The sequence below is a fragment of the Mucilaginibacter conchicola genome (assembly GCF_003432115.1).
Lineage (GTDB): Bacteria > Bacteroidota > Bacteroidia > Sphingobacteriales > Sphingobacteriaceae > Mucilaginibacter > Mucilaginibacter conchicola.
The window spans coordinates 765,283-778,262 of the sequence record NZ_QWDC01000001.1 but is presented as its reverse complement, the minus strand read 5'-3'; the positions used below and the strand labels follow the sequence as shown (position 1 = coordinate 778,262).

Below are 12,980 nucleotides of genomic sequence, written 5' to 3'. Positions count from 1 at the left end.
AAACACATCACACACATAACAAGATCATGGAAAACAACACAATAAACGGCATTCACCACATTACCGCGATAGCCGGCAATGCAAAACGTAATCACGATTTTTATACTAAAACATTGGGCTTAAGGATGGTTAAAAAGACCGTGAACTTTGATGACCCTGAAACATACCACCTGTATTATGGCGATAAACAGGGGACGCCGGGCACTATATTAACTTTCTTTCCGTGGGAAGGTATCAGTGCAGGCAGGAGAGGCGCAAGGCAAGCAACCGAGATAGGCTATTCAGTACCGGAAGGTAGTTTGGACTTTTGGCTGAACCGTTTTGAGAAACACAATGTGATCTATAACAAACCGGCCGAAAAATTTGGCGAACAGTATCTGACCTTCTTAGATCCTGATGGTTTGAAACTGGAGCTGATCGTGTCTAAATCGTTAGATAACCGTTTGCCTTGGGAAACTGATGAGATCAAAGCAGAGAACGCTACTAAAGGGTTCCACAATATCACCATCACCACCAACAAGATACAGCCAACGGCAGATATCCTCACCAATGTATTCGGGTACAAGTTGTTAGAGCAGCACGTAAACCGCTACCGTTTTGTAACCGATGCGGTTGATAATGCCAACATTGTTGATCTGGTTGAAGTTGCAGGCGAAGTTGCCGGTCATGTAGCAGGTGGTTCAGTACACCACGTAGCCTTCAGGGTTAAAAATGATGAGATCCTGATGCAGTATCGTGAGAAAATAGCAGCTTTAGGCTTGCACATCACCGAGAAGATAGACCGTAACTATTTCTACTCACTGTACTTCCGCGAACCGGGTGGCGTGTTGTTCGAGATAGCTACTGATAACCCGGGTTTTGCTGTTGATGAAACGGTTGAAGAATTGGGCACGCATTTAAAATTGCCTGCACAATACGAAGAATACCGTGCAAGTTTAGAAACCACTTTACCAAAACTAAACTAATGTACACGCACAGCAATCAAATATTCACCGGCGGCGCACCTGCTGCCGGTGCCGATGCTGCCATCATAGCCATACATGGCAGGGGCGCAAATGCGCAGGATATTATGCGCCTGGCACGTGAGTTTAAATTAGACAACGCTGCTATTTACGCACCGCAAGCCACCAACAATAGTTGGTATCCTTACAGCTTTTTAGCATCGGTGGAACAGAACGAACCCGCTTTATCGTCGGCTTTGGAACTGATAGACGAAACGGTTAAGCAGGCGATAGCAAATGGTTTCTCTGCAGAGAATATCTACTTCACAGGTTTCTCACAGGGCGCATGTTTAAGTTTAGAATATGTGGCCCGCAATGCCAAACAATATGGCGGCGTTGCTGCTTTTACTGGTGGCCTGATAGGAGAGCAATTGGATGTAAACAATTACGAAGGCGATTTTAATAATACACCCATATTTATTGCAACCGGCAACCCCGACCCGCATGTGCCGTTGAAAAGAGTGGAAGAAAGTGTAGAGGTACTAAAAGGTTTAGGTGCCGATGTTACTTTAAAAATTTATCCCGGCAGGCCGCATACGGTTGCTTATGACGAGTTAAAACTGGCTAATGAATTGATATTTAAAGCAAAATAAGATGAAATTTGAAGATGTAGAACTGGTTAACAACGAAGCCATCCACAATTTTGAACTAACCATTGATGGTCACCGTTCATTTATTGATTACCAGGTACGGGGAGAGAAAGTTTATTTGATCCACACTGAAGTTCCCGAAGCATTGCAAGGCCGCGGTGTTGCCGAAGCACTGGTTGAAAAGGCTTTGACCTACATTGAAGGTAAAAGGCAAAAGATAGTGCCGCTTTGTGCTTATGTACAGATCTTTTTAAAGAAACATCCTGAATGGAACAGGGTAGTTGCCTGATTTTTTGTAGATGATGAGGTTTACCAAAAAGCCGCAAAAGGAGATATCCTTTGCGGCTTTTGTATTTTGTTAGTGATCCCATTTGGATTCGAACCAGAATCCTACAAATTAGAGATGTATTGCTGTGTTACAGTGAGATATGAAATATACTACAATAATAACGAATCTATCCTGTGCGCGTGTACCAGACCCACCTGCGGCGACCATGCAAATACCGTAAATTGCCCGTCCTGCGAGGCTACCAATGCAATAGCATCATGCTGGTCGCTTACAAATTGTGCAGCTGCCAGGTGCCTGCTGCCACCGTTTTGGGCAGGGTGCACGCGTCGTGCCCGGCCATCTGCTACGGGCTCTGTCATGATGATCTCGCCTACAGGCTGGCTATGCTCTGCCCTCGCTGCTTTCGCCCCAAAAGCTAAAAGGTCATATTTATCAGTGATGATGGTAGCGCCATCTACGGCTGTAAAACCGCCGATGAGGTCTATCGCTTCCAGTAACGATTCGCGCCACTCTAGTTTATCTGATGCATCGCATTTGGTCCGCATCAGGTCATTAATAGCAGTGTAGGCAGGTACTACCGGATACTTAACAGGCTGCACAATGGATTCCCGCCATTGCTCCGTCCCCTGAGGGACGATGAATACTAAGCCACCGCGTTTATGCTGCCGCATGGATGCAGCTAATTGCACCAATACGTTGAACGATTCGCCCATGTAAGCGGGCAGCGGCATGGCTTCAAGTGATTTGATCAGTTGCGGGCAGTCGGCAATGCCCATACTGTCCTCGTCGATCACTTTTATCTGGTCGCCTTGTAATACCGCGACGTTCACATATTTACCAAAGCCATCTACTCGTCGGTGTTTGATCACCAAAAGGCCCGGCTCAATCACTTCCAACACAAAGCAAACTGCCGGTACGCTGTGGGTGGTTCCCCAAATAAACAAATCGTCACCATCAAGCCATACGCCTAAATGGATACCGGGCTGCTCAACTGCAGGGGCCAGTTTAATGAGATTCTGTGGTGTTAAACGTAGTTTTTCACCAAATATCAAAGGTTTATCAGATTGATAAGGCTGCAGTAACGCCATCGATATATTTGGCGAATGCCCTTCCTCGCGGCGCATGCTGGCCCAAAAAGCCACATCAATTACCGCCTCAATGATGGTATGGTCCGGAGCAGAGGCTACGGCGCTGTCAGTATCATTCCGGGCAGCCAGTTGGTGCTTTCTGAAATGCGCTTCAATTTCCGACGCAACAATGCGGGCCGGTATGTATGTGGGTTCTGACAGCATAGGTATAATTTTTCAATACAATAATAACCAATATCTGCGGCTGTTGCTCTTAATGTTTTTAAAGTGATATTGTTTTGATAGTTCTGTTTTTCAAGATGTCATTTCGAGCGAGCAGAAGGGTGGAAGCGTGGAATGGAGCGCCGAGAAATCTTCTACGCTATAACAATCGCTCGCAGAAGATTTCTCCTCGCTGTCGCTCGTTCGAAATGACAAACGGGGGAGTATTTAGTGTTGAAAAATCCCTCAACTAAAACTTTTAGTATTTGCCGGCAAATTTTTAACTTGCAGCTTATGCCGGTGTATATAGCGTCATTGAATTCGGGGAGTAACGGCAACTGCTATTATGTTGGTAACGAACATGAAGCGGTATTGGTTGATGTCGGAATATCTTGCCGCGAAATCGAGAAGCGAATGCTTCGCCTGGGTCTATCCATCCAAAAAGTAAAAGCCATTTTTATTTCTCACGAACATACCGATCATATTCGCGGTTTACCTGTGCTGGCTAAAAAGTACCAGTTGCCGGTTTATGTTACTGATGGCACGGTTCATCATTGCGGCGAGGTGCCGCGCGAGCTTTGCTTTAGCCTGCGTTCGTATGAGTCTGTTAAAATAGGGGAGTTGGAAGTAATGCCTTTCCCTAAGCACCACGATGCCGTGGAGCCGCACAGTTTTATGATCACCAATGGCGAAACGCGCATAGGTGTGTTTACAGATATCGGTGTACCCTGCGAACACCTTATTCGCCACTTTGCCCAATGCCATGCCGCGTTTTTAGAGGCTAACTACGACGAGCAAATGCTGGCAAATGGCAGATACCCTTATTTTCTCAAAAAACGCATTAGCGGCGGTAAAGGCCACTTATCAAATAAACAGGCGCTGGATATGTTTATTGAGCATAAGCCCGCTTATATGAGCCACGTTTTGCTTGCCCACTTATCCAAAGATAATAACGACCCTGAGCTGGCCCTGCAAATGTTTACACCCCATGCCGGTAGCACCCACGTTAGTGTTGCTTCGCGATTTTTTGAGAGCGAGGTTTTTGTGATAGATCCGCAACCTCTTGCGCCTGGCGAGAGCCATACGCTTAACCAGGTTACCGGCCAATTTCAATTTGCCCTAAGTTAATGCTGGAGATCATTTACCGCGACGAGCACCTCATCGCCATCAATAAGCCGCATGGCTTACTGGTACATCGTTCATCTATAGCTGCCGATGTTTCCGAATTTGCCATCCAGATCCTGCGCGATCAGATCGGCCAAAAGGTTAATCCTGCGCATCGTATCGATCGTAAAACCGCCGGTGTGCTGCTTTTTGCGTTGGATAAAGAAACCGAGATAGCCATGCAGCGGGCTTTTATGGAGAATCTTGTTAAAAAGAAATACCTGGCCATTGTGCGTGGCTTTACGCCCGATGAGGAAACGATAGATTACGCACTCCGTAAAGAAAATGGCACGCTGCAGGACGCGCTGACGCGATACAGAACACTCAAACGTGCAGAGTTGGATGTTGCTTTGGGCAAGCATCCCACCTCAAGATATTCGCTTGTTTTGGCCGAACCTGAGACCGGTCGCATGCACCAGTTGCGCAAGCACTTAGCCCATGTTTTTCACCCTATCATCGGCGACCGTACGCATGGCTGTAACAAGCAAAACAAGATGTTTAAGGAGAAGTGGGAGATGGAAACCATGTTATTGCACGCAAAAGAGTTACGCTTTATCCACCCTGTAAGTAAAGAAGATGTAGTTATCAGTGCGCAATTGCAGCCCGAATTTAAAGAGGTAATGCAACTGATGGGTTGGACAAATGATGAATTTTAATAGCGTATATTTGTAACATGAGCAATAACGAGATCATGAAAAAACTGCGCGTTGCGTTAAAGCTTCGCGATGAGGATATCATCAACATACTGGCCTTGGTAAACTTCCGTACCACTAAAACGGAGCTGAGTGCCATCTTTCGTGCCGAAGATCATCCCAACTTTGTGAAATGTAAAGACCAGTTATTGCGCAATTTCCTTAACGGTTTGGTTATACACCTGCGCGGGCCAATGCCGGCGAAGAATGAAGTCAAAAGTCAAAAGTCAGAAGTCAAAATTGAAAAATCGGAAGAGTAGGACAAACTCCTTTCGGGACTTATGACTTAATACTTCAGACTCTTGACTTGACTCAATGTTGTATTAACTTAAACTTGCCTTCTTTTATCATTTGCTGCTGCTCGGGGCTAAAGGCTACGCGACCGCCAAAATCCTGCACCCAGAAGTGGTTTTTCTCTGCTACGCCAACTTCCTTAAAAGCAGGGTTCATCAAATTCCTGCAATGGCCTTCGCTTTTAAACCAGCCTGCCTGCACTTCCTCAATAGTTTGCTGTCCAAAAGCAATGTTCTCGCCGGTAGTAAAACTTTTCCATCCTTTAAATTCATAGCCGGCCTGCACTATGCGAGTGCTCATGCTGCGCCCGTCCTTACTGTCATGGCTAAAATAGTTTTTGCCTGCCATATCTTTGGCGTGGCCGATGGCCGCATCTTCCAACTGGTTGTTCCAAACAAGGGGCGGTGCAGGCGGGTACCATTTGTTGCCGCAGTTGCAACCGGTAGCCCGCTTTTTATTGATGAGGGTTAAAAAGTCGTTTTTGAATGATGCATAATCATTACCCTGCCATATAAATGAGCTGAGAGCCGTGATACAGGCACAAAACAATATCCCTAAAAGGTATTTCTTCATATCAGTTATTGACACTTTAAACGATAGGAAGTTTAAAAGCGTATCTGATTATAGGAAAGGATAGCGCAATTATAATGAAGCGAATTTTTTAGCAGTGATAGCAACCGGTTTAGAGCTCTTTTTATCAGTATATACCTTTTTCTTCTTGATAGAATCGGGCTTTTTAACAGCGATAGAATCTTTAGGCATAGCTGCAGCAAGTGCACGGGCCTCATCTGCTTTCCTGATCTGCTCGTTTAACTCGGTCACGCGTTTGGCGGCAATATCACCTTTTTCGGTATCATCAAGGCGGTTGTAGAAGTACATGTAATTTTGCTGAACCAGCACTTCTGATCTTGTCAGTTTGTATTTGGTAGCAAGGTTAAGCGCTTCGTTCATATCACGTAAAGCCAGTTTAGTTTCTTTATTGGCCATTTTTACATTGGCCAGGCTCACTAATGAAACAATGGTGGACCGAACATCCTTGCGTTTGCGCGAAATATTGGTTGATTGTAACAGGAACCATTTGGCCTGGCTGTATTTGTGCTGGGCTACGTAAACTTTGGCAAGGTCATCAAAGCTGCGGCGCATGCCAAGGGTGTCTTCGTAATAAGAATAATTCTGCAATGCCGTTAACGACCAGTGAATGGCCTCTGTTTGATAATAGTTGCGAACGTTACGGTTAATTATTGTATCAAATTTAAGATACTCGCCCGCAATTTGGGTACAGATAGCACCTTTAAGTGTATCGTTTTTAGTGTTTTGGAGCTTTTGTTTAAGGCTGTCCAACGTATCATCACTCGCGTGCACAATTGTAGCAGCGGCAAACAGGCAAATAAGTAGTAATATTTTCTTCATCTGGTAAAGGGCCAAATAAGCACACAATTACTTATTCAAAACACGTGCCCCGATGATAGATTTATGTTGGCGGGGGCATGCAAATTACAATAAACAAACAGAAATACCTAATCTCATTGATTAATAAGTATTTATAATTATATAAAGGTATTGCACAACTGTTAATAACCTGCGTTAATAAACTATATAGTAGTTTTTTCTGTACAGTGTTATCTAATAACAGCCTCGTAACCCGAAAGGAAGTTTTGTAGTTTTTTTGAGGTACGCAGTAACCAATTGAAGAGTGCAATACCCAATGTTGCGGTAAGTATGCCTGCCAAAACGTCAAGCACATAGTGGTGGCTGGCATAAACTGCCGTAAACCATATACCAACAGTTACCAGGCCAAAGAAGATATTTATCAAACCCAAACGATTCTTGATACCGTAATATAATACGATTACAGGATAAGATGAGTGTAACGATGGCATTGCTGCAAATACGTTTGAACCTTTCTCGTAGATGGACTTGAACAAGGTAATATTGAACAATTTATCAAACCTTGCCAAACCAGCGGTATTGCCCTGTGTTAGCGGGTGGAAGTTAAAGCCATGAAACTGAACATACCAGGGTGGTGCGGCAGGGTAAGTATAATAAACAACAAAGCCAAGCAGGTTAACCAGTACAAAAGTTAATGAGAAATATAAAAACTGGCGTTTGTTTTTAAAGAAAAGGTATGCAGCAAAACCCAGCGGAACGGGGATCCAGCAAAGGTAAAAGAAACCTGTAATGGCATCTACAATATCGGTGCTTCGCAGGCGCAGGTACTCGTTAGGGGTAAGGATGGTGCCGTTTACGTTTATTCCAAAGATGCTCTTCTCGGCGCCATATAAGCTGCCAATAGCTACATCATTGTAGTTGTAGTTGGGAAAGGCTTTCATGTAATCAAATATTATCCAGTAGACAATAAAAATGGTAAAGCCTAAAATAAATTTGCGCGTTATAACAGAGGCATAAAACAGAACGTTAAAAATGCCTAACAGAACCAATTGGTCGGTTTTAAAGCCAACCATAAAATACGACAGAACCAGGTACGCAAGAGATAAACCCGTAACAATGCTTACACTTTTAGCGTTGATACGGACCTCATTGCCCGAAACATTAGTCATCCTGCTTTTTAATGAAATCTGAACTGAAAACTTTATCCCACAGTGGTGAGCTTACACCATAACCTTTGGTAGGGTCCTGGTAGTGGTGCAGCATGTGGTGTTGTTTGATCTTTTTCCAGAAAGCGCCTTTAAAGTTAAAGTGGTGTATAGCGTAGTGCGATATGTCATAAACCAGGTAACCTAAAATAAAGCCCGGGAAAAAGCCAAAAATATAGTTGGCAGGCAACATGGCATTAAACAGGAAATAAAAGCCTGTAGCCAGCGGAATGCTTGCTGATGGCGGCATTACCAAACGCATGGCATCGCTTGGGTAATCATGGTGCACGCCGTGGAAAATGAAGTGCAGGCGCAAAGCCCATTTTGCTTTTGGCACAAAGTGGAACACAAAGCGGTGCATAATATATTCGGTAAGCGTCCAAACAAACAGTCCGGCCAAAAACAACCAGATATAGTTGAGTATGCCGATGTTTCTATCATAAGCAAAATAGCTGCAAGCCAGAATAACCGGTACAAATATGATAAGCGGCACAAAGTAGTGCACTTTTGACAAGCTCTCCAGGAAGTTGCTTTTAAACATCCTTACCGACTCGGTTGAGTTGGAAACAAAATTTTTCTTAGCCATAATAATCAGGGTTTAAAACGTTCGGTCACCTCTTTGCCACTTGCAGGATCAGTACCCTTCATTTCTACAAAAATAACATTTGGCGACCACATAGACCCACCATTGATCTGAATAAAAATACTTTTCAGCTGTATCGTTTTTTTAGAAACAACTGCGAAGATATGATATTTTCCGTCGGCACCCTTCATCAAAGTAAACGGAATTTTTTTGTATGACACCAATCTGATATCATACTTGCCATTCCCCAATGCAGTAGACGAATAGCCGTACGCAAATCTACGTTGTATAAAATTTAGCTCCTCGGGTTCGCCGTTATGTTTGGCATATTGTAACCAATAAACGTGTACGGGCGAGTCTTCGTCTGGCAGTCCGGTTTTTTTATCAATATTTACATCATAGCAAAGTGCGTTGATGTTGGGTGTTCGTTGCAGATAAAAAAGGCGATAGGGGTTATCCGGCGGCGTAGGGAATGCCCTGCCATCTGCAGCAACACGTTCCGGGATAGTATCGGCCATTAGCGTGTCGCGTAGAGCAATACCGTTGGCTCCGGCCCTAAAACCGGCGAATAAGATTGTGAAAGAAAGAAAAAGCTTTAGTAAGTTTTTGATCATTCTTCGGTTTCAGACAATGCCTTTTTTGCATCCATTAACCTGCCGAAAGCGGTAAGGTTGGTTAAAACAGCCAGTATCGCGATAGGGAAAGTGAAGATAGACATGGTTTCGAAAACGTGGTATTTGATACCGGGAATAAACAATTTGTAATCGCCGCCTATGTATGATGAACTGATGCCACAGGCAATAGCAAATACACCGATAGTGATAACACGCTCGGGGCGTTGCATTAAGCCGCCTTTGGTTTCAACACCCAGGCCTTCGGCACGGGCACGTACATAGCTTACCATCATTGAACCGATAAGCGCTATAAATGCAAATATTGAGCTTAAGAAGTAGTGGTGCGCAACCAGGTAGTAACAAATACCCAGGAACATGATCAATTCGCTGTAACGATCCAGAACAGAATCATAAAGCGCACCGAAAACTGATTTCATGTTACCCAAACGGGCAACCTGGCCATCTAACATATCAAATAAACCTGCAAAAAGGATAAGGCCACCAGCCCAGCCAATATAGCTAAGGTCGCCACGGTTGCCGTGCTCAGAACCTATGATGAAAATGGCAGCAACGCCTACGTTTAACACAAAACCGATAGAGGTAACCGCATTAGGAGTTAAACCTAACTTTATCAATAACTTAACAAAAGGATCTATAACTTTGTATATCCCTAATTGCACGCTGGTGCGGATGGAAGTTTGTTGTGCCATTTCGACGGTAAAAGTAGATAAACCTAAATTAACTATTATTGATTAAAAGTCAAATTTGATTTTCACACGGATCCCCCACTTAGCAACATCAGGGTTTTCCAGGTATGTTAATCGCCTAACATAGTCCAACCTAACAAACTTAAAAATGTTTTCAACGCCCACACTTACTTCGGTATAAGGCCTGTTGCCTTGTAATGCATAGGTAATAGGCACGCCGTTTTCATCAGCCGGGAAACGGTAAAGGTTAGGGTGTAGTGCTGGTGTATTCTCGGCACTTAAGCCACCCCAAAGTGATTTGAACGAGGCTGTTTCTCGCCATTTTAGTTTTTTAAACAATGGGATCTTATTAAAGAAGAAACCGCCAAAGTGATGGTCGATAATGATACTTGCCGATTTATCGCTCACAAACTCTAAAAAGTTCATTAAGTTATATTGATCAATAACGTAAGCAAAGGTTTGGTTACCACGAGAGATGTTCAGCAGTGGGTAAGGCACCTGGCCAAATGTTCTTGAACCTTCCAGTATCACGTCAGAAAAACCGAATGGCGCGAGATAGAAGCGCTTCTCTCCGCGGAAATCGATCTTGTGGTATTGATACTGGCCATCCAATACTTTTAAACCTGCAGTATATTCTAACGATAGTTTTGGGTATTGGTTGATGATAGGTGTACGGAACAATTTACCCTGGTAGTATTGCTCATTTGGTGCATATCTGAAACCAATTGTAGCTTCTGATGTGGTAAGCTTATCAAATGTTTGCGTACCTGCTGTATTGATGAAAGGTACCAAACTGCCTGCCGGCGTTTGGATCAAATTGCGTAAACCAATTTTGTACGAGAAGTGGTTGGCGTATTCGCTAACATACTCCAGGCGGTATTGGTCGTTATAATAGTATTTATCATTACGGCCACGTTTAAATGATAGCAATACGTTATCCTCTGAGATAAACTGCAGCTCCTGGCCCGGTATCTTGGTATCGCGCTGGAAACTGGCCCTGATGTAGTGCTGCGGGAAACGATAGATACTCTTGCCGTTTAATGAGTAAGTAGTGGCAAAGAAATATTTCCACTTTTCATCTTTAAAACCATAAGCGGTATATCCTTCAAAGAAGATTTTCTTACTGAAATCAGCAGTGGTACGCCCGCCTACGCGCAGGCGTAAACCCTCAACAGGGTTAAAGCTGTAGAAGGTACTTGCCGGGCCTATCTCAAATTTGCCAAAGTTTTTGAAGCCGGCAAACAGTAAGTTGATCAAATTAGCCGTCCGTTTAAACGATGGCATGTGTACCAGGCTATCAATGTTTTTGTAAACTTTTGACTCGGCAGTGGTTAGCGTATCATAACGCGCCTGTACCCAGAAACTATCGGGGCGGTTACGCAGTTCTTCGTCTTCAACCTCGGGCGGGGTTTGGTAAGTAGTATCGGGCCTTGGTTTATTGATGGTGAAATCGCGCCGCACTATTGTTCGCGAACCGAAGAGTCCGCTCTTGCGTTTGGCTGTAATACCAAAATCGGCAAAAGTGTTGCTGCGGCTCATGTGGTAGCGCCCATCCGGACTTAATTCAAAGTCCTGATCAATATTCATGCTGCGCACAAAGTTCACATTGATGTTGCCGTTTACAATGAGGGCGGCTTTTTGCACAGCATAGTTGCCATCAAGAGTGATGAATATATCGCCCTCAAACAAAATGTTGTTGGTGTTACGCGGCGTAAAACTTAGTTGAACAAGCTTTTTACCCGTTTCTAACGTGATGGTATCGGTAATAAAATATTTGTAAAAAGTAGGGGCGTTGTCTGATATCGGGCTCAGGAACTGGCGGCCCAACAGCAATACGTCATTATCATAGATATCTACTTTAGCGTACAAGTGTTGAAAGTATTGGCCAATACCCTCGGTATCAAAACCCGGCCCAAAATCGACAGATTTTTCGCCCAGTATCCGGTTGCGGGTAACCTCGGGATTTTTACGGTAAAATACCTGGGTAAGGCGTTCTTTCATGTAAATAGGCAGCAGTGTTTTACCTGCGTAAGTGGTGCTGTCCTTATTCTCGAAAATGAATTTATATTTTCTGAAGATCTTGCGGTTTTTGGTTTTCTCAGAGATGTTGCTGAGCGAGAACTGCATTTTATCGTACTCTTTGTACTCTACGTAGTTGTATGCTTCGGGGCGATTTTTGGGTTTGTTGGCAATAACCTGGCGTATGAGTTTCACAGCAGGGTTTTCATTGTCGTACTTGGGGCGTTTTTTTGTTTGAACGGTAACTTCGCTTAAGCTTTGCGAGGTAGGCATAAGCTTAACATTTATAACCTGTTCTTTGCCCTGTTGTACCTTAATATAGGTTTCTTTATAACCCAGGTAGCTGATCTTTAGCTCGGTAACAGCCTGCGAAGTGCTTAAAGCATACTTACCGTTGTTATCGGTATTGGTACCCACAGTGGTGCGGGTAAAAGCAATACTTACAAAAGGTAAAGGCTGTTTATTAGTGGCATCGGTTACCGTACCGGTTACCACTGTGTTTTGTGCTGATGCACAAATGCTTGTAAATAAAAAAAGTATAAGTAATAGATGCTTATACGTGTCGCTAAAAATCATTTATAAATTTAAAATTATGCAAATACAAACTTCTTTTGAAGAAAGTAATTATAAAATATGCCTACCAAAAGCGATACCACCACCTTTGATATCTTGTAATCTAACTTTAAATAGTGCGTTACCAGGAATACACCGCCTGTGTTTAACGCCAGGTTGCCGCACCATACCAGTATGTATTTAGCAGCCTGCGCGGGTATCTTTTTTTCTTTCTTTTTCCTGAAAACCCATTTACGGCCCAGCATAAAATTAGTTACGCCACCGCTTATTGTACCTATAAAACTTGCAGCAACATACCAAACGCCTACCACTTCTTTTAAGAAAATGGTTAGCCCAAAATCTACTACCGATGCCGCTAACGATGAGGCCTGTGCTTTTACAAATGTTGCCATTACTTGTTAATCAACGGTTTAAATTCATTTTTGATTTAAATGAATATCCGTTTTGCGCCCTTACCATAGCTGTCCCACTTCGTAGACGCAATTGTAATGTAACTGTTACAATCTACGAAAAATATACCCGATTATTGCCCTGGCGCCGCGAAAAACAGGGGAATAAGCTAATTGTCTTT

At 43.6% G+C, this 12,980-nt stretch carries 15 protein-coding genes; 6 read left to right on the top strand and 9 right to left on the bottom strand.

Annotated features, from left to right (window positions below):
* Positions 1–26 precede the first annotated feature (26 nt).
* Genes D0C36_RS03340 through D0C36_RS03330 form a run of 3 tightly spaced genes read left to right on the top strand, consistent with a single transcriptional unit; the run spans position 27 to position 1,880 of the window.
* Positions 27–965, top strand: a complete 939-nt coding sequence (locus D0C36_RS03340) for a ring-cleaving dioxygenase (RefSeq protein ID WP_117390154.1) — start codon at positions 27–29, stop codon at positions 963–965.
* Positions 965–1,594, top strand: coding sequence for an alpha/beta hydrolase (locus D0C36_RS03335; protein WP_117390153.1), 630 nt, complete (start codon positions 965–967; stop codon positions 1,592–1,594). Before D0C36_RS03340 ends, D0C36_RS03335 begins: the two co-directional genes overlap by 1 nt.
* A 1-nt stretch (position 1,595) precedes the next feature.
* Complete coding sequence (locus D0C36_RS03330; RefSeq protein ID WP_117390152.1) at positions 1,596–1,880, top strand: GNAT family N-acetyltransferase; 285 nt, start codon at positions 1,596–1,598, stop codon at positions 1,878–1,880.
* Positions 1,881–2,029: 149 nt separating this feature from the next.
* Here D0C36_RS03330 and D0C36_RS03325 read toward each other — a convergent pair whose 3' ends face one another.
* Positions 2,030–3,172 carry a putative sensor domain DACNV-containing protein gene (locus D0C36_RS03325; RefSeq protein ID WP_117390151.1) on the bottom strand — a complete coding sequence of 381 codons (1,143 nt, stop codon included), beginning with the start codon at positions 3,170–3,172 and terminating at the stop codon, positions 2,030–2,032.
* 291 nt (positions 3,173–3,463) lie between these two features.
* Between D0C36_RS03325 and D0C36_RS03320 the strand changes: the two genes are divergently transcribed.
* The 3 genes from D0C36_RS03320 to D0C36_RS03310 are packed head-to-tail and all read left to right on the top strand — an operon-like array spanning position 3,464 to position 5,285.
* Positions 3,464–4,297 (top strand): MBL fold metallo-hydrolase, encoded by an 834-nt coding sequence (locus tag D0C36_RS03320; RefSeq protein WP_117390150.1) that lies wholly within the window; start codon positions 3,464–3,466, stop codon positions 4,295–4,297.
* Positions 4,297–4,989: a pseudouridine synthase gene (locus D0C36_RS03315; RefSeq protein WP_117390149.1), complete on the top strand. Its 693-nt coding sequence runs from the start codon at positions 4,297–4,299 to the stop codon at positions 4,987–4,989. Before D0C36_RS03320 ends, D0C36_RS03315 begins: the two co-directional genes overlap by 1 nt.
* A 17-nt stretch (positions 4,990–5,006) precedes the next feature.
* Positions 5,007–5,285 carry a DUF1456 family protein gene (locus D0C36_RS03310; RefSeq protein WP_117390148.1) on the top strand — a complete coding sequence of 93 codons (279 nt, stop codon included), beginning with the start codon at positions 5,007–5,009 and terminating at the stop codon, positions 5,283–5,285.
* A gap of 52 nt (positions 5,286–5,337) precedes the next feature.
* Here D0C36_RS03310 and D0C36_RS03305 read toward each other — a convergent pair whose 3' ends face one another.
* The 8 genes from D0C36_RS03305 to D0C36_RS03270 form a co-directional block, all read right to left on the bottom strand.
* Positions 5,338–5,892, bottom strand: a complete 555-nt coding sequence (locus D0C36_RS03305) for a CAP domain-containing protein (RefSeq protein ID WP_117390147.1) — start codon at positions 5,890–5,892, stop codon at positions 5,338–5,340.
* Between the two features lie 69 nt (positions 5,893–5,961).
* On the bottom strand, positions 5,962–6,729 hold the full coding sequence (locus D0C36_RS03300) for a hypothetical protein (RefSeq protein WP_117390146.1): 768 nt from the start codon (positions 6,727–6,729) through the stop codon (positions 5,962–5,964).
* A gap of 209 nt (positions 6,730–6,938) precedes the next feature.
* Complete coding sequence (locus D0C36_RS03295) at positions 6,939–7,877, bottom strand: phosphatase PAP2 family protein (protein WP_117390145.1); 939 nt, start codon at positions 7,875–7,877, stop codon at positions 6,939–6,941.
* Complete coding sequence (locus D0C36_RS03290) at positions 7,870–8,499, bottom strand: sterol desaturase family protein (protein ID WP_233524392.1); 630 nt, start codon at positions 8,497–8,499, stop codon at positions 7,870–7,872. The genes D0C36_RS03295 and D0C36_RS03290 overlap by 8 nt, the downstream gene beginning before the upstream one ends.
* Before the next feature lie 5 nt (positions 8,500–8,504).
* Positions 8,505–9,110, bottom strand: a complete 606-nt coding sequence (locus tag D0C36_RS03285) for a DUF4833 domain-containing protein (RefSeq protein WP_117390144.1) — start codon at positions 9,108–9,110, stop codon at positions 8,505–8,507.
* On the bottom strand, positions 9,107–9,820 hold the full coding sequence (locus tag D0C36_RS03280) for a CDP-alcohol phosphatidyltransferase family protein (protein ID WP_117390143.1): 714 nt from the start codon (positions 9,818–9,820) through the stop codon (positions 9,107–9,109). Before D0C36_RS03280 ends, D0C36_RS03285 begins: the two co-directional genes overlap by 4 nt.
* Positions 9,821–9,862: 42 nt before the next feature.
* On the bottom strand, positions 9,863–12,331 hold the full coding sequence (locus D0C36_RS03275) for a DUF5686 and carboxypeptidase-like regulatory domain-containing protein (protein ID WP_233524391.1): 2,469 nt from the start codon (positions 12,329–12,331) through the stop codon (positions 9,863–9,865).
* 95 nt (positions 12,332–12,426) lie between these two features.
* Positions 12,427–12,801 (bottom strand): GtrA family protein, encoded by a 375-nt coding sequence (locus D0C36_RS03270; protein WP_117390141.1) that lies wholly within the window; start codon positions 12,799–12,801, stop codon positions 12,427–12,429.
* Positions 12,802–12,980: the final 179 nt, after the last annotated feature.

Coding starts and splice junctions, on each gene's coding strand:
- D0C36_RS03340 (WP_117390154.1), top strand. CDS start 27: ATGGAAAACAACACAATAAACGGCATTCACCACATTACCGCGATAGCC.
- D0C36_RS03335 (WP_117390153.1), top strand. CDS start 965: ATGTACACGCACAGCAATCAAATATTCACCGGCGGCGCACCTGCTGCC.
- D0C36_RS03330 (WP_117390152.1), top strand. CDS start 1,596: ATGAAATTTGAAGATGTAGAACTGGTTAACAACGAAGCCATCCACAAT.
- D0C36_RS03325 (WP_117390151.1), bottom strand. CDS start 3,172: ATGCTGTCAGAACCCACATACATACCGGCCCGCATTGTTGCGTCGGAA.
- D0C36_RS03320 (WP_117390150.1), top strand. CDS start 3,464: ATGCCGGTGTATATAGCGTCATTGAATTCGGGGAGTAACGGCAACTGC.
- D0C36_RS03315 (WP_117390149.1), top strand. CDS start 4,297: ATGCTGGAGATCATTTACCGCGACGAGCACCTCATCGCCATCAATAAG.
- D0C36_RS03310 (WP_117390148.1), top strand. CDS start 5,007: ATGAGCAATAACGAGATCATGAAAAAACTGCGCGTTGCGTTAAAGCTT.
- D0C36_RS03305 (WP_117390147.1), bottom strand. CDS start 5,892: ATGAAGAAATACCTTTTAGGGATATTGTTTTGTGCCTGTATCACGGCT.
- D0C36_RS03300 (WP_117390146.1), bottom strand. CDS start 6,729: ATGAAGAAAATATTACTACTTATTTGCCTGTTTGCCGCTGCTACAATT.
- D0C36_RS03295 (WP_117390145.1), bottom strand. CDS start 7,877: ATGACTAATGTTTCGGGCAATGAGGTCCGTATCAACGCTAAAAGTGTA.
- D0C36_RS03290 (WP_233524392.1), bottom strand. CDS start 8,499: ATGGCTAAGAAAAATTTTGTTTCCAACTCAACCGAGTCGGTAAGGATG.
- D0C36_RS03285 (WP_117390144.1), bottom strand. CDS start 9,110: ATGATCAAAAACTTACTAAAGCTTTTTCTTTCTTTCACAATCTTATTC.
- D0C36_RS03280 (WP_117390143.1), bottom strand. CDS start 9,820: ATGGCACAACAAACTTCCATCCGCACCAGCGTGCAATTAGGGATATAC.
- D0C36_RS03270 (WP_117390141.1), bottom strand. CDS start 12,801: ATGGCAACATTTGTAAAAGCACAGGCCTCATCGTTAGCGGCATCGGTA.